This is a genomic window from Paenibacillus sp. NMA1017 (assembly GCF_058895805.1).
In genome coordinates, this window is sequence record NZ_JBZXYR010000002.1 from 736,541 (window position 1) to 761,420 (window position 24,880).

Annotated in this window: 21 protein-coding genes and 1 pseudogene; 7 read left to right on the plus strand and 15 right to left on the minus strand. The window is 43.9% G+C overall.

The annotated features are described in order from the left end of the window. The 4 genes from AC5ELV_RS08550 to spoVAC all read right to left on the minus strand — a co-directional run bounded on the left by AC5ELV_RS08550 (position 1) and on the right by spoVAC (position 3,054). On the minus strand, positions 1 to 960 hold the full coding sequence (locus tag AC5ELV_RS08550) for an AAA family ATPase (protein ID WP_493429839.1): 960 nt from the start codon (positions 958 to 960) through the stop codon (positions 1 to 3). A gap of 215 nt (positions 961 to 1,175) precedes the next feature. Then, entirely contained in the window at positions 1,176 to 1,532 is a 357-nt protein-coding gene (spoVAE, locus tag AC5ELV_RS08555) for a stage V sporulation protein AE (RefSeq protein WP_013311204.1), read from the minus strand. Beyond that, the gene (spoVAD, locus tag AC5ELV_RS08560) at positions 1,529 to 2,551 is read right to left on the minus strand and encodes a stage V sporulation protein AD (protein ID WP_023989537.1); all 1,023 of its coding nucleotides are present in this window, start codon (positions 2,549 to 2,551) and stop codon (positions 1,529 to 1,531) included. Before spoVAD ends, spoVAE begins: the two co-directional genes overlap by 4 nt. Then, a complete protein-coding gene (spoVAC, locus tag AC5ELV_RS08565) occupies positions 2,548 to 3,054 on the minus strand; it encodes a stage V sporulation protein AC (RefSeq protein ID WP_493429873.1) in 507 nt (168 codons plus the stop codon). Before spoVAC ends, spoVAD begins: the two co-directional genes overlap by 4 nt. 185 nt (positions 3,055 to 3,239) lie before the next feature. Here spoVAC and AC5ELV_RS08570 point away from each other — a divergent pair, with 185 nt between their 5' ends. Continuing rightward, the gene (locus tag AC5ELV_RS08570; RefSeq protein ID WP_493429840.1) at positions 3,240 to 4,319 is read left to right on the plus strand and encodes a M42 family metallopeptidase; all 1,080 of its coding nucleotides are present in this window, start codon (positions 3,240 to 3,242) and stop codon (positions 4,317 to 4,319) included. 98 nt (positions 4,320 to 4,417) lie between these two features. Here the strand turns inward: AC5ELV_RS08570 and AC5ELV_RS08575 are convergent, their stop codons facing one another. Further along, positions 4,418 to 5,134, minus strand: a complete 717-nt coding sequence (locus tag AC5ELV_RS08575; RefSeq protein ID WP_493429841.1) for a metal-dependent hydrolase — start codon at positions 5,132 to 5,134, stop codon at positions 4,418 to 4,420. Positions 5,135 to 5,583: 449 nt separating this feature from the next. Here AC5ELV_RS08575 and exlX point away from each other — a divergent pair, with 449 nt between their 5' ends. Together exlX and AC5ELV_RS08585 are read left to right on the plus strand one after the other, a co-directional pair. After that, positions 5,584 to 6,297, plus strand: a complete 714-nt coding sequence (gene exlX / locus AC5ELV_RS08580; RefSeq protein WP_493429842.1) for an expansin ExlX — start codon at positions 5,584 to 5,586, stop codon at positions 6,295 to 6,297. A 225-nt stretch (positions 6,298 to 6,522) separates the two neighbouring features. Next, on the plus strand, positions 6,523 to 8,784 hold the full coding sequence (locus tag AC5ELV_RS08585) for an AraC family transcriptional regulator (protein WP_493429843.1): 2,262 nt from the start codon (positions 6,523 to 6,525) through the stop codon (positions 8,782 to 8,784). Between the two features lie 75 nt (positions 8,785 to 8,859). On the opposite strand, the gene AC5ELV_RS08590 is transcribed toward AC5ELV_RS08585, so the two are convergent. The 5 genes from AC5ELV_RS08590 to AC5ELV_RS08610 all read right to left on the minus strand — a co-directional run bounded on the left by AC5ELV_RS08590 (position 8,860) and on the right by AC5ELV_RS08610 (position 14,542). Then, entirely contained in the window at positions 8,860 to 10,401 is a 1,542-nt protein-coding gene (locus tag AC5ELV_RS08590; RefSeq protein ID WP_493429844.1) for an extracellular solute-binding protein, read from the minus strand. A 92-nt stretch (positions 10,402 to 10,493) separates the two neighbouring features. Further along, on the minus strand, positions 10,494 to 11,387 hold the full coding sequence (locus AC5ELV_RS08595; protein ID WP_061830389.1) for a carbohydrate ABC transporter permease: 894 nt from the start codon (positions 11,385 to 11,387) through the stop codon (positions 10,494 to 10,496). An 18-nt stretch (positions 11,388 to 11,405) separates the two neighbouring features. Beyond that, the gene (locus AC5ELV_RS08600) at positions 11,406 to 12,401 is read right to left on the minus strand and encodes an ABC transporter permease (RefSeq protein ID WP_023989544.1); all 996 of its coding nucleotides are present in this window, start codon (positions 12,399 to 12,401) and stop codon (positions 11,406 to 11,408) included. 234 nt (positions 12,402 to 12,635) lie between these two features. After that, positions 12,636 to 13,412, minus strand: a complete 777-nt coding sequence (locus tag AC5ELV_RS08605; RefSeq protein WP_493429845.1) for an NAD-dependent epimerase/dehydratase family protein — start codon at positions 13,410 to 13,412, stop codon at positions 12,636 to 12,638. Between the two features lie 242 nt (positions 13,413 to 13,654). Further along, on the minus strand, positions 13,655 to 14,542 hold the full coding sequence (locus AC5ELV_RS08610) for a DMT family transporter (RefSeq protein ID WP_493429846.1): 888 nt from the start codon (positions 14,540 to 14,542) through the stop codon (positions 13,655 to 13,657). 151 nt (positions 14,543 to 14,693) lie between these two features. Between AC5ELV_RS08610 and AC5ELV_RS08615 the strand changes: the two genes are divergently transcribed. Next, positions 14,694 to 15,443, plus strand: a complete 750-nt coding sequence (locus AC5ELV_RS08615) for a YdcF family protein (protein WP_493429847.1) — start codon at positions 14,694 to 14,696, stop codon at positions 15,441 to 15,443. 104 nt (positions 15,444 to 15,547) lie between these two features. On the opposite strand, the gene AC5ELV_RS08620 is transcribed toward AC5ELV_RS08615, so the two are convergent. Together AC5ELV_RS08620 and AC5ELV_RS08625 are read right to left on the minus strand one after the other, a co-directional pair. Beyond that, positions 15,548 to 16,009, minus strand: coding sequence for a 2-thiouracil desulfurase family protein (locus AC5ELV_RS08620; RefSeq protein ID WP_493429848.1), 462 nt, complete (start codon positions 16,007 to 16,009; stop codon positions 15,548 to 15,550). A 113-nt stretch (positions 16,010 to 16,122) separates the two neighbouring features. Then, positions 16,123 to 16,292 (minus strand): annotated as a pseudogene (locus tag AC5ELV_RS08625) (sigma factor); the annotation flags it as partial. A gap of 233 nt (positions 16,293 to 16,525) precedes the next feature. Between AC5ELV_RS08625 and AC5ELV_RS08630 the strand changes: the two are divergent. Both AC5ELV_RS08630 and AC5ELV_RS08635 read left to right on the plus strand, forming a co-directional pair. Then, entirely contained in the window at positions 16,526 to 17,155 is a 630-nt protein-coding gene (locus AC5ELV_RS08630) for a TetR/AcrR family transcriptional regulator (protein ID WP_493429849.1), read from the plus strand. Beyond that, complete coding sequence (locus AC5ELV_RS08635; protein ID WP_493429850.1) at positions 17,152 to 18,126, plus strand: alpha/beta hydrolase; 975 nt, start codon at positions 17,152 to 17,154, stop codon at positions 18,124 to 18,126. Before AC5ELV_RS08630 ends, AC5ELV_RS08635 begins: the two co-directional genes overlap by 4 nt. A 377-nt stretch (positions 18,127 to 18,503) precedes the next feature. On the opposite strand, the gene sigK is transcribed toward AC5ELV_RS08635, so the two are convergent. Next, positions 18,504 to 19,205 carry an RNA polymerase sporulation sigma factor SigK gene (gene sigK / locus AC5ELV_RS08640; protein WP_013311218.1) on the minus strand — a complete coding sequence of 234 codons (702 nt, stop codon included), beginning with the start codon at positions 19,203 to 19,205 and terminating at the stop codon, positions 18,504 to 18,506. Positions 19,206 to 19,641: 436 nt separating this feature from the next. Here sigK and AC5ELV_RS08645 point away from each other — a divergent pair, with 436 nt between their 5' ends. Further along, positions 19,642 to 20,151 carry a discoidin domain-containing protein gene (locus tag AC5ELV_RS08645; protein ID WP_493429851.1) on the plus strand — a complete coding sequence of 170 codons (510 nt, stop codon included), beginning with the start codon at positions 19,642 to 19,644 and terminating at the stop codon, positions 20,149 to 20,151. 55 nt (positions 20,152 to 20,206) lie between these two features. Here AC5ELV_RS08645 and AC5ELV_RS08650 read toward each other — a convergent pair whose 3' ends face one another. Both AC5ELV_RS08650 and AC5ELV_RS08655 read right to left on the minus strand, forming a co-directional pair. Beyond that, the gene (locus tag AC5ELV_RS08650) at positions 20,207 to 20,824 is read right to left on the minus strand and encodes an S-layer homology domain-containing protein (RefSeq protein WP_493429852.1); all 618 of its coding nucleotides are present in this window, start codon (positions 20,822 to 20,824) and stop codon (positions 20,207 to 20,209) included. A 17-nt stretch (positions 20,825 to 20,841) separates the two neighbouring features. Continuing rightward, entirely contained in the window at positions 20,842 to 24,735 is a 3,894-nt protein-coding gene (locus AC5ELV_RS08655; protein ID WP_493429853.1) for a fibronectin type III domain-containing protein, read from the minus strand. Positions 24,736 to 24,880: the final 145 nt, after the last annotated feature.

The window sequence follows — 24,880 nt, forward strand, 5'->3', positions numbered from 1 at the left end:
CTAAGGACGCTCCATTCGTACGGGTACATGTACCTGCCGAAGGACAGCCTGCAGCACGGACTGGGCATTGGAACTATCCAGACGCGCCTCGGGACGCAGCAACAAACGATGCGTTAGCACATAAGGTGCCAGCGCCTTCACATCATCAGGCAGCACATAGTCACGGTTGTCCAGAAAAGCGTATGCCTTCGCAGCCATTACAAAAGCAAGCGCAGCCCGAGGGCTAGCTCCCAACAGCACAGATGGATGTTCTCTTGTCGCACGAACGATATCAAGTAAATAGGACGTCACTGCTTCGTCCATATAAATTCCTCTAATTTCCTGCTGAATGTCAGCAATCTGCTCCATATGAGCTACAGCCTCCAGACGGTCTGCTGGCTGGCCTGCCTGATGATGAAGCAGCATGTTTCGCTCCGTCTCTATGTCAGGATAACCCAAGCTGATTTTGAGCATAAAACGATCTAGCTGTGCTTCCGGCAGCATATAAGTGCCTTCAAAATCAATTGGATTTTGGGTCGCACACAGCATAAAAGGATGAGGTAACATATGCGTGTCCCCATCCACCGTCACACTGCGTTCCTCCATAACCTCCAGCAGAGCCGACTGGGTTTTCGTCGTCGCTCGGTTAATTTCGTCCGCCAGCAAAATATTAGTCATCACAGGACCCGGACGGAAATAAAAACGCTCGTCCCGTGGATGAAATATGGATACCCCTGTAATATCACTCGGGAGAATATCAGGATTACATTGAACACGGCGGTAATCACCGCGCATGGATTTGGCAAGAGCCTTGATCATTTGCGTTTTTCCCGTACCCGGAACGTCCTCGATCAGAATGTGTCCACCCGCCAGCATAGCCGTAAGCAGTAATTTTATTTCAAAGGATTTACCTAATATACATGATTCCAGATTAGAACGGATTGCAGATACAATCTGCACAGATTCTTGACGTACGGGCATAGCTCTGTAAACCTCCTAGATAGCAACATGTTTCCTATTATTGTACATGAAGGTGGGCACAGAGTACACTTAACCCCCTGCCCATATTATTCAAGCTCCATCCTTCTTTCGATCTTTCATGTGCAGAACAATTAAAAACCCTTCGGTCATTAGATCCGAAGGGTACATGTATACAGTTATTTATTCTACTATGTCAAATCTAAAGTACGCTGTTTTTATATGCTTCCTTTTGGACGTACAAACAAGCATGCCAGAAAAGAGAAAATAATCGCAGAGGAAATTCCTGCACTTGTCAGACTAAAAATCCCTGTAATGACACCCAGCCATCCGTCCTTCTCCAATTCGGTTAATGCGCCGTGTACAAGTGAGTTACCAAAACTGGTAATTGGAATGGTCGCACCCGCCCCTGCAAATTTAATAAGCGGATCGTATATCCCAACAGCATCAGCAATTGCACCTGCAACCACCAACGTACTCATCGTATGTGCCGGCGTCATTTTGAACACATCCATCATCAACTGGCCCACGACACAAATGGCACCACCCACTAAAAAAGCCCATAGAAATATCATACTGTTCCTCCCGCTTCAAAAGCTACAGCATGTGCAACACAAGGAATGCTTTCACCCTGCTGTGTAGTCAAAGGAGATAATAACGCTCCGGTCGCCACGACCAGTACCTTTTGCAGCTCTCCTTTTTCGATTCGCTTCAACAAATGCCCGTAGGTTACAACAGCCGAGCAGCCACAACCACTGCCTCCTGCAATGACTTTCTTTTGCTTATTAATATCGTAAATCAGTAAACCGCAATCATTAAATTCCGTCTGATTCATATCGAACCCATCTTTTTTGAGCAGTTCCTTGGCAATAGGTAGCCCCACTGAAGCTAAATCGCCCGTTACAATGAGATCATAGTAACCAGGATCACGACCAGTATCTCGAAAATGAGACAACAGCGTATCCGCAGCCGCGGGAGCCATGGCTCCACCCATATTAAAAGGATCTTTAATGCCCATGTCCATTACACGTCCAATGGTAGCACAATCCACCACCGTCCCTGACTTAGCATGTCCTACAATTGCGGCGCCGGAACCGGTAACAGTATACTGAGCCGTAGGGGGCTTCTGTGATCCGTATTCATTAGGATAGCGGAATTGTTTTTCCACAGTACAGTTATGGCTAGTCGTACCCGCCATCACGTAGTCACCGGCCTCTGAGTCCACAATAAGTGCGGCTAAGGCTAAGCTTTCCATTGATGTTGAGCAGGCTCCAAAAACACCCAAATAGGGAATGGCAAGCTTGCTAGCCGAGAAGGAGCTACTGATAATCTGATTCATCAGATCACCACTAATAAAAAACTGCACTTCTTCTTTGTTCAAATTGGCATTAATTAGCGCCAGCTCTGTAGAATGCTCAATCAATCTACGTTCCGCTTTTTCCCACGTTTTCTCGTTGATTTCTATATTGTCATAAATATAATCAAAATCTGTGGACAACGGCCCCTCTCCTTCATCCGGGCCCACAACGGTGGCACTTCCAATGATGCGCGGTCTTGATTCAAACTTCCAGGTTTGTCCTCCCTGTCTTCTCATAAGTGATTGCCTCCCACACCAAGGATGGCATATATAACGCCTACGATAAATGCGGCCACCACCCCGAATACGATAACCGAGCCTGCCAGCTTGAACATATTCGCGCCCACCCCGAGCACCAGTCCCTCAGAACGATATTCCAATGCAGCCGAACACATCGAGTTAGCAAAGCCTGTAATGGGCACTGCGGTTCCGGCTCCCGCCCATTGGGCAACCTTATCGTAAACCCCAATACAGGTTAATATGACCGCCAGCAAGATCATCATGGATGAGGTCGGCGGGGCGGCCTCCTTGGCTGATATGTGCATTCCTGCCATAAAAGCCTCCTGAATCGCCTGTCCAATCACACAGATCCCGCCTCCAACCAGAAAAGCGCGTACACAATTGGCAAATACTTTTCTCGTGGGCTCATGCTTTTGTGAAATATTCTGATAGTCCTTCTCATTTATGGACAGCGGCGACGTATTGGTACGAAAACCGCGCTGCCCGGATTTAGCTGGCATCATTCACCACCCCTTATCTGTAAGTTTTCGCGCTTGGCGGTTCGAATTGCTTGGGTCTTTTTCATTATGAGCTTTTTGGAGAAATGTTATGTCAGGAAAATGATATCGTGGACATTCCGTACAAATCCATTCATACTAAATACATGACGACCACTGGTTAATTAATAAGGAGTGAGGTATACATCATGGAATCAAAAACATTGGAATTGTTTAAAACCTTAACGGAGTTTCCTTCCATTCCTGGGCATGAACGAGAGTTGCGGGCATGGGTTAAAGAACGGATATCCGGCTATACCGATGAAATCGTGCAAGATCGATTGGGCAGTCTTTTTGGGGTGCTACGCGGTCAAGAGAATGGGCCACGTGTAATGGTGGCAGGCCATCTGGATGAAGTCGGTTTTATCGTGAATGGTATTACAGAAAATGGAATGATTCGTTTTCAGCCGGTTGGAGGCTGGTGGAGCCAAGCCATTATGTCACAACGTCTTCAAGTATTGTCTCCAAAGGGACCAGTTATCGGTGTAGTTGGCTCTGTCTCGCCTCATTTGCTGGATGAATCGCAACGCAGCAAACCTATGGACATCAAGCATATGTATCTGGATATCGGCGTAGACAGCAGACAAGAAGCGCAAGATCTGGGGATCGTACCAGGAACAGCCATTGCGCCGATTTGTGATTTCACTCCACTGGCAAATCCTAAAAAAATCATGGCTAAAGCGTGGGATAACCGCTACGGTGTAGGCTTGGCTATTGAACTACTTGAAGCGTTACATAAAGAAAAAGACAAGCTTCCCAATACATTATATGCGGGGGCAACTGTTCAAGAAGAAGTGGGACTGCGTGGTGCACGCACAGCGGCCAATCTGATTCAGCCGGATATATTCTTTGCACTGGATTGCAGTGCAGCCAACGATATGGGCGGCGACCCGAATGCTTACGGGCACCTCGGTAAAGGGGCACTGCTGCGGGTATTTGATCCGGGTATGATCACACATCGCGGGATTGTGGAATACGTGCAAGACATGGCGGAAACTCACAAAATCAAGTATCAATATTTCATCTCCACAGGGGGAACCGATGCAGGTCAAGTGCACTTGAGCGGAATTGGCGTGCCATCCACTGTCATAGGCATCTGTGGACGATACATCCATACTTCCTCATCCATTATTCACACTGATGATTATGATGCAGCCAAAGAGCTGATCATCAAGCTGGTTCAAAACCTGGATCGTACAACGCTGAATACCATTCTAGAACGAGTTTAAGGTGTAATAGAGAATCGCAATCTATAAAAAACAGTCAAGACACGTACAACGTGCATTGACTGTTTTTTTAATTTAATAGAAACAAAAGATAGAACATTTCAAATCAAATGCTTATAACGAAGCAAAGCAATCACTACAAGTACAGTAGTTAGAGCAATGCAGACGTTTTCTACCTTCGCTCCCTTCCGGGTTCCGGTACTCATCAATTTAAATCGCAGCTTCCATTTGAACGGTGGCAAAGGTTTAATTCCATTATTCGTCAAGGAATCTGCCAGTAAATGCAGCAAGTACGCCATACCTCCAGCCAGCCATATGCTGTCACCGTGCAAACGTGTCGTACCATAAAGCAGCGCGGTCCATGTGACTGTCCCGTATACCGTATGAGTTAACCCCCGGTGTGGGACTAGCGTACAAATGATCAGCAGACACCCGGCGATATAATTCCACGGTGCATATGATTCTCCATACCAGGCCAGGCCGATACCAATTAGAAAGATAATAACCTTGCGCATGGATCGTGAAGGCATAAAAGAAGCACTGATCATCAGCAAAGCCAACACAAGATTCCATGGCGGCGGAGCCAAACGGGTGAAAAATACCCAACCAGCAGCCCCAATCATTAGAAGCTGTACAAGCCTAAGCATTTTGGTTGGCAGCGCACGGCTCACGAGCATGGAGTTAGGCTCGTCAATATCCGGCAACAGTGAGCCGACCACAGCAGCTGCCACGGCAGCCGGGGTCACTTCGTATCCACTTAAAGCTAACACCGACAAGGAGACCCCGGTTCCAATAATCAAATGGGCTCTTCCCATCATGGTGCAAAACATCCTTTCGTTGCAGCATACAACAGAGTTCAACATCACTCCATTTGAATCAGCATGATTCGATTGTATACGACAAACAAAAGGAGAACAATAGTTCGCTTATTCTATTTAAAAGACTTCATTCAAAAGTCCTAGTTTAATCGCTCTAAATTTCATGGCATTGTCTGCTAACAGGCATCCGCTTCCCATCAAATTTACTGGCGGTACATAAAAGACATTCATCCCTCACTATTATCCCCCTCCTATTGTGCTTACTCTCTAGTCAGCCCTACCCTCAACCATTTCCCAAAAAACAAGACATATGGCCTATGAGTAAGTTGACAAACATCTTCAATATTTTCTTTTTGCCTCAAAGTCCTATTGTACAATTTGAAATATTAGGTAATATAGTGTTTATATTTACTATATGAATCTATTAAATGAATAAGGAGGAAATGATTATGCAAAAAAAATCGGCGTTCCGAAAGTTCAAAACTATCGGTCTGACATCGTTGCTAAGTCTTGTATTATTCGCCCTTCCCGCTTCTGCTGCTTGGAATGATACATACACAGGGTACGCCACATATACAGGATCAGGTTACTCTGGAGGGGCATTATTGCTTGATCCCATCCCTTCGGATGCCAAAATTACAGCGCTTAACCGCACACAACTGAATTATAACGGAATCAAAGCTGCATTAGCTGGAGCCTATTTGGAAGTTCAAGGTCCAAAAGGGAAAACAACCGTGTATGTAACTGATCTTTACCCTGAAGGTCCAAGTGGTGCGCTCGATCTTTCCCCAAACGCGTTCAACCTGATTGGCAATCAAATTGATGGAAAAATCAATATTTCATGGAAAGTTGTCAAAGCTCCGGTTAACGGTAATGTCTCCTACCGTATTAAAGAAGGCAGCAGCCAATGGTGGGCAGCCATTCAAGTACGCAATCATAAATATCCGGTCTTGAAAATGGAAGTTCAACAAAACGGACAATGGCTCAATCTCGAAAAACAGGATTACAACCACTTTCTAGGTACTAACTTAGGAAAACAACCCCTGAAAATACGGATTACGGACATTCGTGGTGTCGTGCTGAACGATACCATCCCAGCTCTAGCGGAAAATGGTATAGGCGGAGCCTATATCGTTAAAGGTAACGTTCAATTTCCTGACTAATTGTAGTACCGTCTTCTTTTCTTCTTTTATTTAAATAGACAAACCCGGCCGGGAACCGACGCAATCCAATGCGTATAAGTGTTCTTGGCCTTTTTACGAAATAATCATTATTTTTCACAAAGAATCGGTTTGTTCACTGTCCTGTTCACAAGATCACACGTATAATGAATACATAAATAGGGTGTACTTTATAGCTACGTGCACACAGACAGGAGGCCTGTTCATATGAGCAATTTCAAAAAGCATCACAAGCTTCACAGCAAATTGCTGGTCAGCATTACGTTATGTATTACGCTAACGTTGCTGGTATCCACCACTGTGTATTATTTTTACTATATTCGCGTGGAAAAGGAGCAGGCATTCGAGGCCAATCACAACAGCTTGACGTTAAGAAGTAAAGAAGTGATTAACATGACATCTATTGCTCAATCTTTGGCATTCCAAATGTATCGCAGCAGTACCCTATCCAAGTTGTTGTATTATCCCAAACCTAATGTATATGATGTAACCGCTGCCATGACTGAATTGAACAATTATCTTAACTCCATGCCGTATATCGAATCCATCTACGTGTTTAATCCTAAAAGCGGCACCTTCTACATTGCGTCCTCACAAGGTCAAAACGGGTTATTCAGCAAACATGAACTGGCTGATACAGATATCATTCGCGTGCTGGATCATTATCAGGACTATAAACCCTTTACGCCTATTCCACGCACGTATCCGCTGCTGACTGCCTCAGACTCCGGAGCTGGAGTAGAGCAATCAAGCCCAGATATCGCAGCCTATACGTATTTATGTTATGACGCAATTAACTCGAACGAAGCGATAAATTCGGCTGTGATTGTGAATGTGTCGGCGGCCTGGATGAACAAGGAAATGGCTTCGAATCCAATCTCAGGCGGGACCGCTTATATTTTAGACGATCAGGGCAGACTGTTGTCTGGTACAACATTGACAAACGAAACTTTGAACGAAAAAGAACAACTATGGTTGCACACGAGAGTCAAAAAACAAGAAACAGGCTATTTTGTAGAGGACTTTCATGGTAAAAGATCACTCATTTCCTACACCTCCCCGGATGGACTAGGTTGGCAGTATATTAGTGTCACACCGTATGAAAGCGTTATCAAAATGGCAAGTGTTATTCGTAATGCGATGTTACTGATAGCCGCTATCATTGCATTGGCAGGATTCGTGGCTTCGTGGCTGCTGTCCAAAATGTTGTATACGCCTATTGGCCAAATTGTTGTGCATATGAATTCACTGGAATCGGAGAAACGAAACAGCATGTACACGATCCGGCAAAACATTTTACGGAATGTGATCCGAGGAATCCGAAATCTTCCTGCCGGAGAAGAACCAGAACGATTACGCGAGCTTGAGATTACGTTCCAGTTCGACAAAGACTACCGCCTAGTGCTGCTGCGTATAGATGAATATGCCCGATGGCAAAGCGAACGTGGACCTGACCTGCTACCCTATAAGTTTGCAATTATGAACATTGCTTCTGAAATATGCGGACAGGCGTACCGGGTCGAGACCGTTGATATGGATGAGGATAGCGTACTGCTGATGCTTAACATTCTCGATCCCGCAGAGCATACAGACACTGTACTGTTAGAAACCTTATTACGCCAAATACGTGAAGCTTGCTTTGAATATTTGAAGCTGAGCGTTTCACTGACTTACAGTGCCATCACGAGTCAACCAGAAAAGCTGCATCTGCTGTACCGCCAGGTACAAGACGCATCTATGCACCGATTTTTTCAGGGGCATGGTTGCATTATTAATGCGCAAAACACTACAGACGAAGATATCCAAAATACTTACGTATATCCAGCCGATAAAGAGAAAAAAATGCTGGATACGCTACTGTCTGGTCATACGGAGGATGCACACAGTATGTTCAAAGAATTATTGATGCATATGGAAAAATATCCGTTTCCCTCTGTTCAAGTGGCAATATCCCGGCTCATCATGAGTGTGAATAATGCTGTTCGGCATATCAGTGAGCTCAATGGATTTGCTGTAGAATCTAAACCTGAATTACCATCCGCAGATCAGTTAGAGACTGCTAAGAATCTTATTGATCATTATCAATTGGTCTTTGATCATATTCGCTCCAGTCTATCGGAAAAACGAAACACGAAACAGGAACGATTAGTGCGGCAAATTAATGAACGAATGGAGCAAGCCTATACAGATTCCAATTTTTGTCTCAATCAGATTGCGGAAGAGCTGGATATGTCGCCGATCTATGTCAGCAGGCTATATAAGCAACAGACTATGTCCACCATCGTGGACGTCATCCAACAACTCCGTATTCGCAAGGCCTGTGAGCTGCTGGAACAGACCGACTGGTCCGTGGCTGATGTAGCAGAACAAACCGGATTTGCGAGCAGCTCTTATTTCCATCGTATGTTCAAGCGTAGCTTGGGCGTAACACCGACAGATTTTCGCCGTTCTAAAGCGAATGCGCAATAAGTAAACTGACATTAAAAAGGCAAGCCTCCAACTTTCTGGAGACTTGCTTTTTTCTTTATCACAATTCTTTATGTTTTATTTAATACCCTTCTCCTTTACATAGGCTTCCCATTGTTTTGTATATTCGGTTTGAATTTTTTCCAGACCAGCTTGGTTTGCCTTTTGCAAGAAGGTCTGTAAGCCTTGATCTACATTGTCGATCAGTCCAGCTTGGAGCGGATACAGATATTGCTTCTCAACCTGTTCTAGAGCTGCTTTTTCTGCTTGGTAGGTCGTGTAGTCCTCTGCAAAGCCGGTAAACAGGTCAGGCTTCTGAATTTTATCCAGCTCGGCAAAAATTTTCTTCACACGGTCAAAGCCAGAATCAAACAGCATGTATTCTGGATTACGCCAAGCCCAGCTGTTCATACCTTCGCGTGAAAATCCATTCGTACTGCCACTACCTATCATTTGGTAGTAACCATCTTTGACTTCGTAGTTTTTGCCCTCAATACCATATTGCGTGAGCAAGTTATAGCGTTTGTCCGTCACAAGCTTTTCATAAAAAGCTAATGCACGCGCCGGATTGGGGCTGCTTTTTGGAATCGCAAAGCCGTTATGAATCGGATGCACTGGAGTTGCATAACCTGTCGTCAAAGGGAATGGGTAATACTCAAGCTTCCAGTCCGGGTGAGATGCTTTGAGCTTAATGACCATATCATTAAACCGGGTTGGATTGTCACCGAAAATACTCGCTGCTTTACCAGAAGTCACTTGATCCTGAAGCGTATCTTTTACGTTTAATACGTTTTTGGGAATGAATCCTTTATCGGCCCAGCGTTTGTAAGTGTTCAGCTCTTCCTTTTGTTCATCCGAGCCCCAAAATTTATATACCTCTGTTGGTTTTTCGTATTTAATACCGATACCGTAAGGCAGTGTGCCCACGCTCTTCGTTACTAACTCAGTATATCGGTCATGCAGATTTCCCTTGATATCGCTGTTCAGCGATACGGTTTTCATATTTGGCTCATGCTGACGTATCCCATCCATATAAGCCTCATAACTTTTCATATCTGTCGGTTTAGGCAAATTGTACTTCTCACGTAAATCCTCACGCCATACAAAACCGTTTGTGACATATTCTTTATATGTGCCAGGCACGGTATAAATTTTGCCTCCGATTTTAACTCCATCCCACATGTCCTGAGGCACAAATTTTTGCAAGGCAGGTGCAGCCTTAGGCAGCAGATCGTCTAGCGGCAGGAATGCACCCTTCTTGGCATAGGCCTGATACTGCGTCCAATCTGCAGTGAATATCAGGTCAATAGGCTGACCAGAAGACAACAACAGCTTATATTTCTGATCCCAGTCTGTCCACGTCGTATAGTTAAATTTGACGGTGGCATTCAGATCTTTTTCAGCTAACTTATTAATCTCTGCCTCAATGGTAGGCAGGTCCTTAGGAGCATCCCCCAGCATATAGAATTGCAGCTGCACTTTCTGGGATTTATCATCGTCTCCATTTGCTTTTTGTGCGCTGTTTCCGCTACCGCCCCCACATCCGGCTAATAGCGCCATGATGACCATTACTGCAACTAGGATGGACATGCGTTGTTTTCTTTTCTTTGTGAATGTCATGTGAATCCTCCCTTTGAAATGGTAGTCTGTTTAAATAAAACGCTTACAAAAAGTGTTGCTGAGATGGCATACCGTCAGCACGTTATGCCATCTCATCCTTTTACCGCGCCAATGGTCAGCCCCTTGACAAAGTAACGCTGAATGAACGGGTAGAGCAGCAAAATGGGTCCAGTAACCACGATCGCCATTGCCATTTTGGTCGATTCTGTCGGCATATCATTGGAAAGGGACACACCAGTACCTGCACCCATTTGAGCGATAAATTGCATGGAGTTAATTACATTATACAGATAATATTGCAACTGGTATTTATGTGGATCGTTAATAAAGAGTGAGGAGGAGAACCAGTCATTCCAGTAAGCCAAGGCCAGAAACAGCCCTACAGTGGCAATACCCGGTGTAGATAAAGGCAGTACAATTCGATAGTAAATTTTAAAATCACCCGCACCATCTATTTTAGCGGACTCGAACAGTTCTTCCGGCATGGAGGAACGAATGAAGTTTTTCATCAAAATGATCAGAAACGGAGTCATCAATCCCGGAAAAATAAGCACTGTATACGTATCGAGCAAACCTAAATACTTCGTCAGCATAATGTACCAAGGTACCAACCCGCCTCCGAACAGCGTCGTAAAGTAAATATAAAATGAAAACGCATTACGGTATTTAAAATCTTTGCGTGCCAGCACATATCCTGCCATTGTCATCAGGAACAGGCCCAACGTCGTACCTACAACCGTAGTAAAAATCGTCACCCCGTACGCCCTTAACACCTCTTCAGGAAAGGTGAACACCGTCCGGTAACCTTCCAGTGAGAATTGCTGTGGTATAAAGTGATATCCATCCCTGATAATCGATTCATTACTGGTTAGTGAAGCCGAAATAATAAGTAGGAACGGGAGTAAACAAGCAATGGAAGCAATAATGATAATCACATAAGAGATAATTTTAAAAATTCGAGTGTATACATCTTCTTTGATCGCCATCCGTTTGGGTCCTCCTTTCTAGAATAAGGCATACTCGTCGTTCAACTTGCGGATGATATAGTTCACAGTCATGATCAGTACAAAGCCGAATAATGATTGGTATACACCTGCCGCCGAAGCCATACCCACATCAAAAGTCACTTTCAGCGAACGGTACACATAAGTGTCCAAAATATCCGTCGTATTGTACAGCACCCCATTGTTGCCGATTAACTGATAGAAAAGATCAAATTGTCCTTTCATAATACTGCCAAGCGCAAACAACAGCAGCACAACGAAGGTCGATTTAAGCATAGGAACGGTAATGTACCAGATTCGTTGAAAAATGTTGGCCCCATCCATTTTAGCTGCCTCATAATATTCGTCACTGATACCTGTAATCGCTGCCAGATAGATCACCATACTGTAGCCAAGATTTTTCCATAAATAGAACAGGATAATCAGGAAAATCCATACCCATGGTTTGTTGTATACATCCACGCGTTCACCACCAAATTGCAGCAGCAGCGTATTCAGGAAACCATTATCATAATTAAATATGTTATACACGATGACACTTAGAATAACGAAAGAAACAAAATAAGGCAGGAACATCACGGATTGAGCAATCTTTTTAAAATAGCGTCCTCGCAGCTCATTCAGCAAAATAGCGAGAACAATCGCTAGCACGTTACCGAGTAAAATAAACGCTGCGTTGTATCCGACCGTATTCAATGTCAGTTTTGTCAGCGTGCCGGATTGCCATAGAAAGCGAAAATTTTGGAGTCCGACGAACTTGGCATCAAACAGGCTGGTATTAAAGTCGAACTGGGTAAATGCATAATAAATACCTACCATAGGAATGTAGGAATTAATGAAGAAAAAAATTAAAGTGGGCAACAACATCAGAAATAATACCCGATTGCGGAACAGCTCATAGAAAAAACCGTGTTTCCTACCCGTTCCCAGCCTCTTACCGTTCAGGCGGGAATCCGTTGTAAGCATTGCAGAATTTTTGGGCATAGGCTGATTCAATGTGAGTCACTCCCCCTCTGTATACGTTGCCGACAGCAAGGTTTGTAGCACCGCCGCCGTATAACTATATTTTATGTAAGCGCATTCAAAATGAAAAGTGAAGCCTCTTATGCTTCATGAACAAAGGAGTGTCCTGAGGAGTGAACAATTCGGATATTTGTGAAGTTTTATATAATATGAGGCGCCTGATCGACGCCTTGAGCCCATTCACAAAGCATATTTGAACGATCTACTCTATTCCTTTTGTCCACCCTGAAAAGTGGTTTCATCCTGTTTCACCCGAAATCCGATTTTCTTGGCCTGCTCCAGCAGCTCAGCGGCATTATCCTGCGGCTTATATCCGATTTGTTCTTCCAAGTAGCCAATGTCATAATAATTATCCGTATTGGCCGACGTACCGTATAAATTAAGATAGCTTATCTCTGGACGAGCTTCGATACAGCAGACGGTCAGACGGATCATATCGCGCTCGGAGATCCAAATATGAGCGGCGCGCTCCGAATGAGGCCGATCATCCCCAGGAAAATTTCCGATACGGATATTAATGGAAGATATTTTGCCCTGATCGGCATACATCCGTCCCAATAGTTCAATGTAGCACTTACTCAATCCATAAAAACTGTCTGGTCGGTAGGGATCTTCTACATCTATGTTTTCGCCTACTTTATAAAACCCTGTGGCATGATTGGAACTGGCAAAAACAATGCGCTTTACCCCATTTTTGACCGCAGCTTCATACAGCTTGTAGGCTCCGCTAACATTGCCAGACAGCACTTTGCCGAGAAAATCCCCTTCATCCTTAATCCATGCAAAATGCAGTACCGTATCCACTCCACGCGTGAGCTCATCCAGTCGTGCAGCATCATGTATATCCATTTCCACAATCCCTGCCTCTTCATCGCTCTTCACATCAGCAGCGGTTATTTCATATTTACCTTCCGCTTGTAGCCCTTCATACAATACTTTCCCAATTGTACCTGCCGCACCTGTAATCAATAATTTTCGTACCATCGTCCGCATCTCCCTTCTTAGCTTGGTTGTATGCTGTCATCCATATCATAATTTTAACCAACTCCCCAGGGAGGAAACCCCTTAAACTCTCGAATTCGGTAGGTCATAACCCACTTAACTGTATCACCTGTCGGCATAGAAAAAGGGACCCTGCTATTGTGCAAGAGTCCCTTGTTGTTACTTTGTTTCAAATTCTATGTTTCAAGTTCTATCTTTCAATCTCTTGGTTTCAACTACTACGCTCAAGCTTGTCGTACTACTCTCGCTCTGCGATTAACCAAATAAATGCTAAGCCCGATTAAGATCAACCCGATAAGCAGGAAAGCCGTAATCGCTTCGCCCAGCACCAACGAGCTGACAAACACCGAGATCACAGGCACCAAAAACGTATAAGACGCAACCTTACTCGCATCCCCTGAATTAACAAGTGTGAAATACAGCAACCAGGAGAGTGAAATTCCCAGCACCGTGCCGAATATCAGCCCTGACACATACGGGACATTCCATACGATATCTGACCAGCTTTCCGTAACCGTTCCAGCCCCCGTCAGCACAATGCCTCCCAGTGTACATTGAAATGCAACCAGCCACAGCGAATCCACACGCTGGTTTACCTTTTTCACATATACCGTTCCCAATGCCCAGCTCACGGCTGTAATAATGGCGATGATTACACCTGCCACAGCCACATGTCCTGAAAAGCCGCCGACACTGACAGCTGCAACGCCCAAAAATCCGATGATCAATCCAACCACCTTGAGTCTGGACATCGCTTCTCCCAGCCACAACCATGCAAAAATACCGACCAGTACAGGCTGGAGATAAACCAGCACAGAAAACAAGCCAGAGGGGACGTACATCAGTCCCACCGTTTGCAGACCATAAAACAGTACGACGTTAAAAATACCTGAAATAGCATACACCCGCCAATTTTCTTTCCAACGAATGCGATTCCATCTCGGTACTAAAATCGCTCCCAATAGTAGACCGCCCAGCAGTGTACGTAGTCCTGCAAACAACAGTGGAGGTGTGAATTCCAATGCGACTTTATAAATGGGCCAAGAAATGCCCCATAATACAACCAGTAGCGCGATCATCATCATCCGCTTGGCTGTCGTTAACTCTCCCATGACGCTCTCGCTCCTCTATGAAAAAAATCACTAGACTTTATATACTACGCCTACAGAACAACTTTATCAACAGAGGAATTCAGTCATTTGCCTATGTTACAATATACCAAAAAGACAGATAAAGCTTATAAGGATAGGAGGTTGTCTGCACTTGATTTATATCATCAAATTTTTGTACAGCTTTGTGCTCCCTCCCGGTTTGTTCATCCTCGTGATGGCAGGGCTCGTGATTTGGCTATGGAAAAGGGCACGTATACCTGCGGTCGTACTGCTTCTTGTCACATTACTGCTGTATGTTTCCTCGACCAATTTGGCTGGAGATTTGTTAATCAGTAGCCTGGAAAAACAGTACCCACAGCCCCGTACCATTCAAGGTGATGTCATTGTCGTACTTGGGGGCGGAGCCACAGAAGGAACCCCTGACATCAATGGACAAGGCAATCTGCTAGGATCTGCGGCCAATCGACTGCTCACTGCGGCCAGATTGCATGAAGCAACAGGCTTACCCATTCTTTTCTCCGGCGGGCAAGTGTTTGGAGACAGTGGTAATGAGGCGAATATTGCACAAAGGCAGTTGCTGGGACTCGGTATTCCGGCAAAGGACATTCTGATCGAAAACCGTTCTTTGAACACACAGCAAAATGCCGTATATACATCGCAAATTTTAAAAAAACATCAACTCAATAGACCTGTTCTGGTGACCTCCGCTTTCCATATGCCACGTGCTGCACTGGAATTTCAGCGTGCAGGCATGCAGGTCATAGCTTATCCTACCGACTATCTGGCAAGTGAAAAGCTGTCACTGTATGCTGGCAAGCTCTCGCCGTCTGCTGGGGCCATGTCTACAACCGGAACAGCCCTCAAGGAACACCTAGGAATTCTTGCATTAAAGCTTAAATAATGTAATATCTATATCGTATAACGGCACGCAACACAAACAAGCGTCTTGCGCTCGCAGGTATAAGCCTGTAAGCTAGCAAGGCGCTTGATCTACCCTTACATATTCTAATCCAAGAAAATATCCGAAATTTGTTCTTCCGATATGACCTTAAATCCTTCCTTTTTTAACAAAGCCGAGGTTACCCCGTTACCAGCTATTTTACGATTTTCGAATGACCCATTATATATTGCTGTTGATCCGCAGGACGGGCTGTTTTCTTTTAAAACAACAAGTGTTGCGTTAACCTCTCTGGCAAGATTCAAGGCTTCATACGCACCCCTAATGTACATATCGCTGACATCGTTGCCTGAGAACTCGACCACCTTGGCTGTGCCGTTCAGCACATCCTCGCCTGTCCCTCCAACAATCTCAGCAGGCTCTCTCGGAGTCACAAAGCCCCCCAAAAGCTCAGGACAGATCGTCACAGCTTTCTTTTCCTCTACCAACTTCTGAATATGTACATCCAGGCTATCCGTCCCGTTATATCGTACCTTCATGCCCGCCAAACACGAACTTACCAGAATCATTAGTTCCACCTCATATCCATTGCATTCCTATTAAGTAGTTAAAGTATAAACAAATTTTCTCGTAGAGTCATTGTACGAAAATTTTAACTCGCTTCTACGTCCGCGTTCCGTAAGAGTGATACGTCTTTGCGTGTTTTTTCAGGGATCGCAAATGCATCAGGATTTCATTTTCTATACAACAGGCTGCAAATGTTGCTAGCTTGGTGCCTTTCCCGGTCTGAAAGCTTTCAATGGCCTTCATCAGGCTGATGGTACCGAAGGATATGAGATCCTCCAAATATTCATTGTTTTATCAATTTAAGAAAGGCGGAACGTGTACTCATCCAAAATAACTTGATAAAAACAAGCCTGAGGCGCACGTTGAGTAGCCTCCGGCTTATTTTATATATTGAGGTTCATCCTGCTCGTAAGTAAGAGAAGTTACTCTTGCTATATGTCATAATTTAAGATATATTATTAATTAAATAATCAATCATTTAATTAATAAAAGTTAAGTTTAAAGAGAGGGGAATACATTTGGCAAGACCCATCAATGAAGAAAAAAGACTGGAGCGGCGTAAACGTATCCTAGAAGAAGCTGTTGTCCTGTTCGCAGAAAGTGGATATTCTAACACCACAACGGCGATCATAGCGCAGAGTGTGGGAGTGACTCCTGGAACCATTTTTCAATATTTCCCCAGCAAAGAAGCTTTATACTACGCCGCTGTCCTTGAGCCGCTTGCTGATATTCAGGAGAAATCGCTTGCTTGTCTACAACAAGAGGGGACGCCGGGCGTATTGATTAAGAGCATGGTGGCAGAACAATTCAACCATATCTACTCCTATATAAATGAATTGCGGCTTGTTCAATCTGTCTTAGGACAACGAGTAAGATTCCCCGAACTTACACAGAAGGTCCTTGAAAGTATAAAGGTGATGACAGATGCGATCGAATGCGTCTATGCCAAGGGACAATTAATGGGAGAATTCAACAAAAGCTTTTCTCCAGCAATGATCTCTCGTGCCTATATCTCTTTCTTAAATGGAGTGGGGTTAACTCTTGGAGAAAGTATTATTCATCATCCCGAGTGGGAAAATCTGAAGGGGCATGCCTTTTATTTGTTCGCACCCATACAACCTAAAGAAAAACTGGAGGAGTCTGAATGAGTCAAGCATCATTACAACCCGATCTGACATTTAAAGTTCGCGTGAAAAAACGAAAGAAAATTTTATGGAGTCTGGGGATCGTGCTTTTGCTTGTGACGGCTCTTGTATTTTTTATATCTTATAAAGTAGTAGACACCTTGTTGCACCATCCTAGAGACACTAATGTCAGCTACGGATTGAATATCGATAAAACTCCCTACGAAGAGGTCGAGTTCAAGAGTTTGAAAAATGATAATACGATTAGAGGTTCCTTCTTTCCTGCAAGTGGTCTTTCTGGTAAAGCAAGTAATAAGACGATTATTGTCGTCCATGGATATACGAGCAATCGTTTAGTCAAAGGGCGGACCCAAAAGTTAGTAGAGCATTTCGTTCCGAAAGGCTACAATGTCTTGGCATTTGACCTCAGTTCACAAGGTAAATCCGATGGTGATTTGATTACACTGGGCCTCAATGAAAAATACGATTTGCTAGGAGCTGTAAGCTATTTAAAATCGAGAGACCATACGGGTGATAACATTGGAGTTATCGGCTTTTCAATGGGTGCTGCTACTTCTTTGCTAGCCGCAAGTGAAAGTGATGACATCAAAGCCGTAATTGCGGATAGTCCTTTTCGTAATGCTGGTCTATTTCTGAAAGAGGGTTTGCCCTTCTTTTCAGGTTTACCTGCGTTTCCATTCAGTTATACATCGACATGGATGGCAAATTGGGTCTTTAAGGTTGATCTTGATTCCATATCTCCTATGGATGCGGTAAAAAAGATGCAAGACAAGCCAGTTATGCTCATTCATGGTACTGGAGATCAGCAAATTAGTTATAAAAATACAGAAATTATTTACGAGTCCTTAAAAGATAACCCAAAAGCAGAAGTATGGTATCCACAAAATACGGAGCACATCGATGCCATCAACCATTACCCCACTGAGTATTTCAAAAGAGTAGATCGCTTTTTGGATGAGTATGTAGGAAAATAAATTCAATCCAAAAGAGCCAACTAGTGAAGGAGCTTGTCCTGACCAAGTAAAAATACCCAATAATATCAAGCATTTTTAGCCTGTAGTGTAGAAAATCACTACAGGCTTTTATTGGCGTTTTAAATGAAAATACATAGCAAAATAGTTATTATTTAAGCGAAAAAAAAACGGTGTACGAGTACAGAGCATGTTGATAAAGACAAAAAGACAAGCGCATGCTGTTCACTGGTTAGGAGAAGATCCTTTTTGGAGATTATTTGAACAAAGACCTGGAATCGAATTAATGAACTAGAAAACAACACGTTCTCTACAAGAGCAACAAAGAATAGTTCAGCCCTGTTAAGGGTCTCAAGCGGCTTCATATATCTCCTTATCCATTACCCCTTCTGCTTGTAAAATTCATGGTACAGCTTCATTAATGCACGCTTTTCAATGCGGGACACATACGATCGCGAAATTCCCAGTTCTCGTGCAATTTCCCGCTGTGTTCGTTCTTCTCCTCCGGCTTCCAGGCCGAAACGGCCAATCACCACTTCTTTTTCACGCTCATCTAAAATATCCAGATTGCGATAGATTTTACTCTTCTCGATTTTGAGCTGTACTTTATCTACAATATCGTCCGCCTCGGTGCCGAGGATATCAATCAAAGTAATCTCGTTGCCTTCCTTATCAGTCCCAATAGGATCGTGGAGTGATACGTCTTTGCGTGTTTTTTTCAGGGATCGTAAATGCATCAGAATTTCATTTTCTATACAACGGGCTGCAAATGTTGCCAGCTTGGTGCCTTTCCCGGTCTGAAAGCTTTCGATAGCCTTGATCAGTCCGATGGTACCGATGGATATAAGGTCCTCCAAATCTTCGCCGGTGTTATCGAATTTTTTCACAATATGGGCCACCAGCCGTAGGTTATGTTCAATGAGTGTATTACGGGAGTGTGCATTGCCTTCGGCAAACAGCTTTAGGTGTCGAGCTTCCTCTTTCTCAGTCAATGGCTGCGGAAAGGCGTTGTTTTTCACGTAGGAAACGAGTAGCGTCAATTCCTTGATGAACAGAGCTATAGCGCTAAATAGTCCGGGCACGGATGACACCTCCTGAGGTAGTTGCGAACTTACCGGCCTTTGTTACTTACCGGGCTTGCGGTCTGTTTATTGTATGTAGGCAGGTGCCTATCCGTGCCTGTACTCCGAAAACTGCTCCGTTACAATTTGCCAGATATCTTTCTGGAGCAACCTCCAATACTTAATTCGAAGCGTAGAGATCTCTTCGACACAAATCAACGCCTCCATATAGCCAGAGGGAAACCCGGGATAGCTTTACATTATTCACCACTTGGTTTCCCCATTTTCTTTCAACAGAGTATTAACTTCTTTCTAAATATGACAATGGGAGTGGGGAATAGTGTATAACTAGTATGCATTCCATCATCAAGGAATATATTCATAGATAGTTTCATATAAATGATATACACAACCTTTTCAACACATTCAAAAATTAAACTTAAGGAGGAACTTCAACATGGCAAAATTCAGTCAAAATCCAGACAACTATACTTTTTCCGTGGATCCTGTTGTTATAGCGGAGGAAAATGTTTCAACCAACGGGGATTCCAAAAATACTTTTCCGAAAAATGTTTTAATCGATAATAATCTCTATTGGGAAAGCAGCTTAAGCGGTAAAGGTGGAGAAATCATCTTCAAATTAGATACAGGTAAGACGATCAATGATATTCTTTTAGCTCAGCCATCTTCTCGAGCTTTTATACTTTCATTTTCTTTTCAGGGCTCTAATGACGGAGAAAATTGGTTTAGGTTAGGTGAAGTCGAAACTTTGCCAACCATTGCAAAAACAACCTATCAATTTAGTAATGAGATTCCTTTTTCATATTATAAAATAATTGTACTTTCATCCGGGATGAGTAGTACAACCTCCTATTATGGTATACGATATATTCAGCTAAGAACCGCACTCATTAATGGCGTTCCTGCCTACAGAGCATCCAATCTAAACCCCGCTATTGCGGAATAAGTTAAGTTAGTACACAAAAAAAAGGGGGCTGGCCAACGCCGCCCCTTGATTCATTCTATTTCATTTGAAGCATGTTATAAATCATCTCAGCCGCTTCCGCACGTGTGACCTCCTGTTTGGCACGAAAGCTACCATCTGGATATCCTTGTACTAAATTAATCTCGGTTAGACCAAGTACATCCTTTCTGGCCCACTCTACAATTTGAGAGGAATCTGAGTATGCACTGCTTTCTTGCTGTGGCGTAGCCTTAATAATGTTATTCACCATTTTAGCCGCCTGCTCACGGTTAATGACCCGATCTGGGCCAAATTCTCTATTACTAAACCCGCGAGCGACCTGATCTTTAATCGCCGTTTTGAGCAGATCAACGTACCACGCCGATGGATTGATATCCTCGAAGCCTAAATTCACATCCGTTTCGAGCGGTAATTTCAAGGAACGGACCAGCATAGAAGTGAACTCCATACGTGTTACAGGTCTGTTCGGCTCAAATAGCGTGTGGGTTGTTCCCTTTACTACACCCAAATCGGCAAGCATATTTATTTTTTCTTTATTAAATATCCGATCAATGTCCCTAAAACGATTTGGCTTCTTCTCAACGATTGAATCTTGAATGTGCTCTGTTTCTATCGGTTCCTTTATAACAGGCTGAATCGGTTTTACACTCTCCACCCCTCCTGCTCCGCCACCTACGTCCACAGTATTACCCGTTGTTTTTCCATTCGCTTGTTTTGCTTCTGTGCGTTTCCTTGACTATTTTCTGCCCAAAGTTGAACGGCATACAACTGCTTCTCTTTAAGTTGTCTCCAGATATAGCTTCGATCCTTACCACGATATAGCTCTGTTCCTCCTTCCCTAGCGAGAACGAAAATATCATTTCTATGTTCTGACTCCCAATGGATGATAAACTCACTATTCGTTGTTTCTGTCTTTGAAAACGCAAACGCTGGAGACGGCAGCGTCTCGACCTGACCTTCTGTCTGCTTACCTTCACCACTTGTGTTCAATGGCTTGACGGTAATACGATACAATGTAGAACTATCCAATTCATCTACTTTAAATTCATGGGAGGTCGTATGACCGATAAGCACCCCGTTTTGGTAGACATTGTAAGCATCTGCACCCGGAGCTTCTTTCCACGTAACAACCAAATCGGTATCTGTTACTTCTTTCACAGTCAATCCATTGTCCGGTATTTGACTTGGCAAAGCGCGATGCGTAAAGGGAGCTATATTACCTACCCCCGTTGTATTCACGGCCTGTATACCAAACGAGTAAATCATACCAGGCTGGATATCTGAAAGCTTAATATGAGCATCTCTGGTGTTAAAAACTTCCCCCGTATCTTTACGGGTTACAGTGTATTGATAAGCGCTCTTGATTTCTTCCCAGCTCAGTGAAATCTGGCCATCCTCAAGTTCTGTAACATTAACATTTTGTACTTCAGGAGGAAGTGTCAGCAGTTCACCCAACGCTGGCTGGCTGAAACCACTACTGTTCCCACTGCTCACTTGAAAGTCATAGTTTCTCCCACCTGTTAAACCAGATACAACCACACGTGATTCCGTACTATAAAAATTTTGACCGTTGATCGTTACCTTATATTGAGTTGCCCCATCAACCGGGGCCCATATCAACGTGGCATCGTGCTCGCGAACATCTTCAGTTGCCAGTTGCACAGCCGAATCAGGTAGTGTTAATTCGTTGATAGATGTATCTCTACCCGTGCCACTTCGATTGTAAGCTCGTATTTTAATATTGGCAGACCTACCCGCTGGCAAGCCCTCAAAAGTATAAGAGTGGATACCACGCGCAACCCGCACCTTCGGTTCATCGTTAACATTCAAGATGTATCCTTCAGCCCCCTGCACATCCTGCCACGCAACACCGATAGCATACACATCCTTCGTTACACTGGATAATGTAGTTACTCGATCAGGTAAAGTGATGACTCCCAGATGAGCATAGTCTCCGAATCCTGTTGCATTTTCAGCGGAAACGTTATAACCATACTCTGTTCCCGCCTGAAGATCAGTATCGGTGAATTCTGTATACACATCGTTATAAACCGATACTTCGTCACGTTCTAGGGCGTAGTAGGTGGCAGTGATTACAGAATTCCACTTCAAGTCGATTCCATCTTCTCTTACAGTTACATTCCGGAATCCGTTCGGGCTGTCTGGTAGACTTAGAAAAGATACATGCTTTGCTGCACCCTCTCCAGTGTCATTAATAGCTGATACAGAAACATCGTAATATTGACCAGGCTTCATTCCCGTAATTGGATTATACACATCCTGTGTAACCGTATCCTTAAATATGATTTCTCCCGTACTTACGTCTGCTGCTGTAATATTATATTTGTTAGCTGATGAAACTGGCGTAAAGTCAGCCAAGATTTCTGCAGAATGACGAGAGACAGGTCGTAACTGGATATGATCAGGAGCATCAGGTAACGTTAATACATGGACTCGATTGGAATACGCATTGCCTCCTACATGATTACTAGAACGGACTTCATATTCGTATTGCCGTCCTCCTTGTAGCCCTCTATCTGTAAAAGAATTTGCCGGATGCGTAACATCCCAAACCTCATTAGTTGTTAGATTTCGGACTGTATAAACGTAACCATCATCAAGGCCCGACGGGAGAGTCCACTGCAAATCAGCTTCCGTATTTCGTACGGATGTCGCAAAGAGCACAACCGACTGGGGCTGCTTTTGAATGCGAAGTGCACTGCTGGCCGTTTCATAAATATTACCCACCTTGTCTTTGACCTTGGCATGAACATACCATTCACCTTCATTTGAAAGATCCATCTGGATTGTTGTATCGGCTGCAGTATCCCAGTTTTCAGGTGAATCAGGGCTGTTCGTGATTTTATACTGCATTGTCGACGAGTCAATCCCCGAATGCTGATCGGCATATCGTATCCTCACATGAATAGGGGTATCTTTCCATTCACGCGAATCCGGCGTTAGTCGGATCGTTGGTGGTTCCAAATCAATATAAGACATTACGGATACTGGATCACTTCGATTCCCAGCTGCATCTACAGCTTGGGCAGTCACTTTTATGATACCCGAATCCTTTAATATTCCCAACGAACCAGGCACATAGGCGCCAGAACCCAATTGATATTCAAAATGTACTGCTGTAGTATCCGTCGCACCCGATAGAGCAAACTGCACTGGCTTATTGGTATATCGGGTAGGTGTCGTTACCTCGGAAAACGTAATTTTTGGAGGCGTTGGCTGGGTTCGATCAATCATAACCGATTGAGTCACGATTGGACTAGACACGTCGAGATTATTGATCGTCCGTGCTGCTAATTCGTAAGTCCCTTCTGCGTTTAATGTAAAAGTGCCATTGTATGTCTGCCACTTCTCTAATGGACCCAAGCGATACTGTGTCATCTTAATTCCATTTGTAGAGTCACTTCCTGAATCAATGGTAACATTCACATCACGGTTCGTTGGACCTGTTTCACTAGCCCGGATGACAGGAGCAGTCGGTCCCTTTTTATCAATCGTGATTTCTTTGCTTACTTCTTGGCTCAGATTACCCACGCTGTCAATGGAGCGTGCATAAACCGTGCTTTTGCCATCTTTATTCACATGAAACACTCCAACATAGTCCTGCCAATCTTGATTCACAACGCCTGTCAAACGAAATTGAGTATGGGCTAGTCCAGAATAATCGTCTGTTCCCGGCTGTAATGAAATGGTGTAGTCATTACTATTTCCCGTTGCGCTTAGGGTGGGTGGAGTTGGAGGCATCTTGTCTATTCGGACATTCCCGGAAGAAAGACCACTATACTGATTATTTACGTCCACTGTCCGGGCATAAATTGTATTTACACCATGGTCATAGACAGTGAAAGGCCCGGTGTATTGCTGAAACGCTCCTCCATTTAGGCTATATTCATAGTATTTTAGTCCTTCAGGAGCCACGTCCCCATTTATCCACACGGTTACAGGTTCTTTGGTCCATCCTGTGATCGCTTGTCCCTCTGTACCTGCATGGATCTGAGGTGGTTTAGGCATTAGGTCCGATTTGGGAATAACCCGGATTCCAAACTTGGATATTTCAGCACTTGTCTGTTGGCTATCTCCCACCGCTCTAAAATATCGAACATCTCTTAATGTAATGGAGTCGGTGATATCTAACCATTTTCCCTGATAATATCTATCCGCATAGAATTTCGTTACATTAGTCCATGTATATAAATTCGTCCCATTAGGCCTCCAACTGTCGCCTGCTGCGTTATTAGATGCATATATATCAGTATGATAAGACCCTTCAATGTAAACAAAAATCCTGTAATCCGAAGTCTTAATGGATCTTCCAATATCAATAAAACGATTTGTCGGCTGCGTAGTACCATCACATTTATACCTGGCCGAACCCATGCCAGTATATACTTCCGTTGCTCCTATCCCATTTCCTGACCAAGAACCCCAACTATCACCTCCACCCGGCAAATTGTTTTGGCAAAAAGGGCCCCCAATGATCTCCTGAGCAGCAGCTGATACCCTTTCCGGAAATATGGGAATCATCGTTAATAGTAGGACTACAGCCAAAAATCCATACACCCACTTCCTATACTTCCTTACCCTTCGTTTATTTTTTCGATACATACACTTCTCCTTACTTTATTTTATTTTCAAAGAGTTTTACAAACTCGCTTCGGGTAAAATAGAAAAAGCACCTCAAACGAAGGCGTTA

Coding starts and splice junctions, on each gene's coding strand:
- AC5ELV_RS08590 (WP_493429844.1), bottom strand. CDS start 10,401: ATGACATTCACAAAGAAAAGAAAACAACGCATGTCCATCCTAGTTGCA.
- AC5ELV_RS08605 (WP_493429845.1), bottom strand. CDS start 13,412: ATGGTACGAAAATTATTGATTACAGGTGCGGCAGGTACAATTGGGAAA.
- AC5ELV_RS08550 (WP_493429839.1), bottom strand. CDS start 960: ATGCCCGTACGTCAAGAATCTGTGCAGATTGTATCTGCAATCCGTTCT.
- spoVAE (WP_013311204.1), bottom strand. CDS start 1,532: ATGATATTTCTATGGGCTTTTTTAGTGGGTGGTGCCATTTGTGTCGTG.
- AC5ELV_RS08570 (WP_493429840.1), top strand. CDS start 3,240: ATGGAATCAAAAACATTGGAATTGTTTAAAACCTTAACGGAGTTTCCT.
- AC5ELV_RS08610 (WP_493429846.1), bottom strand. CDS start 14,542: ATGGGAGAGTTAACGACAGCCAAGCGGATGATGATGATCGCGCTACTG.
- AC5ELV_RS08620 (WP_493429848.1), bottom strand. CDS start 16,009: ATGATTCTGGTAAGTTCGTGTTTGGCGGGCATGAAGGTACGATATAAC.
- spoVAD (WP_023989537.1), bottom strand. CDS start 2,551: ATGAGAAGACAGGGAGGACAAACCTGGAAGTTTGAATCAAGACCGCGC.
- AC5ELV_RS08645 (WP_493429851.1), top strand. CDS start 19,642: ATGGCAAAATTCAGTCAAAATCCAGACAACTATACTTTTTCCGTGGAT.
- AC5ELV_RS08575 (WP_493429841.1), bottom strand. CDS start 5,134: ATGATGGGAAGAGCCCATTTGATTATTGGAACCGGGGTCTCCTTGTCG.
- exlX (WP_493429842.1), top strand. CDS start 5,584: ATGCAAAAAAAATCGGCGTTCCGAAAGTTCAAAACTATCGGTCTGACA.
- AC5ELV_RS08595 (WP_061830389.1), bottom strand. CDS start 11,387: ATGGCGATCAAAGAAGATGTATACACTCGAATTTTTAAAATTATCTCT.
- AC5ELV_RS08635 (WP_493429850.1), top strand. CDS start 17,152: ATGAGTCAAGCATCATTACAACCCGATCTGACATTTAAAGTTCGCGTG.
- spoVAC (WP_493429873.1), bottom strand. CDS start 3,054: ATGCCAGCTAAATCCGGGCAGCGCGGTTTTCGTACCAATACGTCGCCG.
- AC5ELV_RS08585 (WP_493429843.1), top strand. CDS start 6,523: ATGAGCAATTTCAAAAAGCATCACAAGCTTCACAGCAAATTGCTGGTC.